The 3,401-nt window shown below is 64.8% G+C and carries 4 protein-coding genes; 2 read left to right on the forward strand and 2 right to left on the reverse strand.

Features of this window, described 5'->3' with window-relative positions; all coding sequences use genetic code 11:
• Positions 1-173: 173 nt before the first annotated feature.
• On the reverse strand, positions 174-665 hold the full coding sequence (locus EBL85_RS16535; protein ID WP_123143480.1) for a hypothetical protein: 492 nt from the start codon (positions 663-665) through the stop codon (positions 174-176).
• A gap of 225 nt (positions 666-890) precedes the next feature.
• Here EBL85_RS16535 and mobV point away from each other — a divergent pair, with 225 nt between their 5' ends.
• Positions 891-1,856: a MobV family relaxase gene (gene mobV, locus EBL85_RS16540; protein WP_123143481.1), complete on the forward strand. Its 966-nt coding sequence runs from the start codon at positions 891-893 to the stop codon at positions 1,854-1,856.
• 486 nt (positions 1,857-2,342) lie between these two features.
• Positions 2,343-3,224, forward strand: a complete 882-nt coding sequence (locus tag EBL85_RS16545) for a replication initiation protein (RefSeq protein WP_123143482.1) — start codon at positions 2,343-2,345, stop codon at positions 3,222-3,224.
• Here the strand turns inward: EBL85_RS16545 and EBL85_RS17300 are convergent.
• Positions 3,219-3,401: hypothetical protein (locus tag EBL85_RS17300; RefSeq protein WP_223806183.1), on the reverse strand; the 183-nt coding region annotated here is incomplete at its 5' end. The two genes, EBL85_RS16545 and EBL85_RS17300, sit on opposite strands and share 6 nt — an antisense overlap.

Below are 3,401 nucleotides of genomic sequence, written 5' to 3' on the forward strand. Positions count from 1 at the left end.
GTGGGTGTGGTTGATCTGGGTCTTGTGGACGTTGTGGACGTTGAGATTCACAGAACAGCTCCCTAAGGCGAGGCGGCCAATCCGCCGGGCACCCAGTAGAGCGTCACGACCGTGAAGCATCCACACCGGCGGGTGTGATCGTTCCCGCGATCACACCCGCCGGGGAGCGCCGCTCAATCCTCCCGTATCACCAGATCCAAGTCGACTTGTCCCGGCGGCCCGTCCACGCCGGCGGCGGGCGGGGCGGCGCCATGCACGGCCGCTGCCGGCGTCTTGGGGGGGCGCGTCTTCTTCGGGCGCGGATAACCAGCACGGCGCAGCGTCTTCGACAGGGTATTGATCGCGGCCCAGGCCTCAGCGGCCCAGGCCTCGGTCGCCTCGAACTCCTCAGACTCGATCGCGGCGACCGCATCCTGCAGGGTCTCGGCAATGCACCGCGCGGCGAGAGAGCGGTGCAAAGAATCGAACGCCTGCCGCTCCTTCTCGATGAAGGCCTCCAGTTCTTCTTTTTCCTCTGCCGTCAGTTTCTCCATCAGTTCGTCAGACGGGCTGAGGCTGTATCTGTCAAACGATCCCACCATCTTGACGATCGAGCGGCGCTTCTCGCGATCATACCCACGGTAAGCGAGTACCTGGATGCGCTTCCCCTGGCGCTTGAACTGCATGTCTGATCTCCATCTGAAGTCGCGTTCCATAACTATACGACTGTCGTATTAAAAAAAAGCATGGCAATTAGTTCGGTGGCGAGGCCACCAAGGGGCGCTCCCGCCGCCCCTCCTGCCCCGCAGGGCGAACGGGCTTTGCGAAGCAAAGTGTAGTGAGTCCACTTGTCTCACAAGTGCCGCGCCCGCTACGCTCGCCGCACCGATCCACCGCCGAGGACCCCGCCGATGCCGACGTCGCCCCGCTTCGCCATCCTCCGCACGCAAAAGCTCAAGCACCTGGCCAGCATCCGCCGCTCGCTCAAGCACGCCTTTCGCGAACAAGAGACGCCAAATGCCGACCTGGCACGCACGCCGGACAACAGCCACATTGGCGCGACCAGCTCGGCCGAGGCGCTGGCCGCCGTCGCCGATCGGCTCCCGGAAAAGCGGCGCAAGGATGCGGTGCTCGCCATCGAGTACCTGATTACCGCCAGCCCCGAGGCGATGCGCGACAAGAGCCGCGCCGAGCAAGACGCCTACTTCCGCGACTCGCTCGACTGGCTCAAGGCCCGTCACGGCGCCGACAACGTGGTCTACGCCGGGATCCATCGCGACGAGACGACGCCGCACATGTACGCCTACGCCGTGCCCCTGGACGCCGCCACGGGCCGTCTGAACGCCAAGCGGTGGCTCGGCGGGGCCAAGGCGTTGAGCCAGATGCAGAGCGACTTTGCCGAGCACGTCGGCCAGCGCCACGGCCTCGAGCGCGGCCTCGAGGGCAGCCGGGCACGCCATCAGCGCGTCCAGGCCTTCTACGCGGCGCTGGAGACCAGCCCCACCCGCCACGTCACCATTAGCCCGGAGGCGCTGACCCCGCGCGTGCTGGAGAAAAAGCTACTGACCCACCGGGTAGAGGACCCGGCCCAGGTCGCCGCCCGCCTGACCGCCGCCGTCCACAACGCCTACCAGCCGACCACCGACCTAGCCGCTGTGGCGGCTCAGGAGCGCCGTAGAGCCGCTGAGGCGGTTGCGACCGCCCGCCACCAGCGCGACCGCCTCGAAACGCTCCAGAAGCCGTTTCAGGGCCTCTCGCGGGAGCAGGTGGCCCAGGTGCTGAGCACGGCGACCACCATGCAGCGCGAGAACGCCGAGCAGCGGGCACAGTCCCGCCGCCGTGGCGCTCGCACGAGCGACCGAGGCCTGAGCCGATAGCGCCGTCTCCTCGGCCCCTTCCCTTTTGGCGTTCGACCCGGAGGAGCCAGCAGGCGGCGTCAGCGGATGCAGACCGGCGTGGCGGTAGCGATCGCCACCATCCCCCCCTGGTCAACCGTCAGGGGTCCTGGCAGGCGGCGTCAGGGGTGCTGACTGGGGATGAGCTTGGGGATCACGCCAAGAGGGCGCGAGAGCGCCCGTATGTGAGTCCAGGAGGCCGCGAAGCGGCACCGATTAGGCCGACGCGAAGCGGCGGGGCGGAGGGCGCGATTTAGCGCCCGGAGGGCAGGCGCGCACCCCCTGTGCGCTCTTTTCTGTATATTTTAATACTTTTAGGGCCCTGTAAGTCACTGATTTAAAAGGGTCGGCAGCATTAAAAGAGGACAGATTTGGGGTCAAAAGAGGACAGATTTGGGGTTGTAAAGAGGACAGATTTGGGGTTAAAAGTGACAACGTTACATTGTCACTTCATGGAAGATATCCACAATGGCAAAACCCCAATCTCCGGCGGTTTACAAAAGTAACGCCCTAATCGAAGCGTCCTACCGTCTCACCCCAGCAGAGCAACGCATCATCCTTGCCTGTATCGCCCAGGTGCGCCGGGACGCCCCGATCACGGACGATAAGATGTACAGCGTCTCGGCGGCGCAGATCGCCGCGCTGACGGGCACCGCCTCGAACGCCACTTACGAGGAGCTGGAAAAGGCGGCTCTTCGCCTGAAGCGCCGCGAAGTCTGGATCAAGGAGCACCCGAACGGACGAGGCCCCCGCAAAACGTTGATCACCGGCTGGGTGCAGTCCGTCGCCTACGTCGAGTCCGAAGGGCGCATAGAGCTGCGTTTCACCAAGGACATGCTGCCCTACCTCTCGCAGCTCACCGAGCAGTTCACGCGCTACGCCTTATCAGACGTGGCGAAGATGACCAGTGCTCACGCCATCCGGCTCTACGAACTGCTGTGCCAGTGGCGGGACTCTGGTGAACGAGTAGTGGCGCTGGACTGGCTTCGTCAGGCGCTCCAGCTCGAAGAACGCTACGGCAACATCCGCGACCTGAAGCGTCGAGTAGTTGAACCAGCAGTGGAGCAGATCAACGAGCATTCGCCGCTCTGGGTGAAGTGGGATCAGCGCAAGACGGGGCGGCGAGTCACCCACCTGGTGTTCACCTTCGGCGAGAAGGATCGGCAGCCCGCCAAGAAGCCGCGGAAACCGCGGAAGCGGAAGGCCGAGCAGGCGGCGACCGCCGGAAGCATCTACGGCATCCCCAGGGCAGTCATCGAGCGTAAGGCCAAGCCCGGCGAGAGCTACGAAGACGCGGCGCTCCGTCTCCTCAACGAGGCTCACCGAGCCAAGGCCGACACAGCGTCATAGCCCGGCATACCGCCGCAAGGCGCGGAATGCCGCAACCGCAGCGCGGGCAACCGAAGCGGCAAGGCTGCCGTGACAGTGAATGTGGTAGTGGGTGTGGTTGATCTGGGTCTTGTGGACGTTGTGGACGTTGAGATTCACAGAACAGCTCCCTAAGGCGAGGCGGCCAATCCGCCGGGC

The sequence above is a fragment of the Marichromatium sp. AB32 genome, from assembly GCF_003718675.1.
Classification (GTDB): Bacteria; Pseudomonadota; Gammaproteobacteria; order Chromatiales; family Chromatiaceae; genus Marichromatium; species Marichromatium gracile.

Bases quoted from the DNA above. Each gene is read 5' to 3' on its own strand.
- EBL85_RS16535 (WP_123143480.1), bottom strand. From the start codon at position 665: ATGCAGTTCAAGCGCCAGGGGAAGCGCATCCAGGTACTCGCTTACCGT.
- mobV (WP_123143481.1), top strand. From the start codon at position 891: ATGCCGACGTCGCCCCGCTTCGCCATCCTCCGCACGCAAAAGCTCAAG.
- EBL85_RS16545 (WP_123143482.1), top strand. From the start codon at position 2,343: ATGGCAAAACCCCAATCTCCGGCGGTTTACAAAAGTAACGCCCTAATC.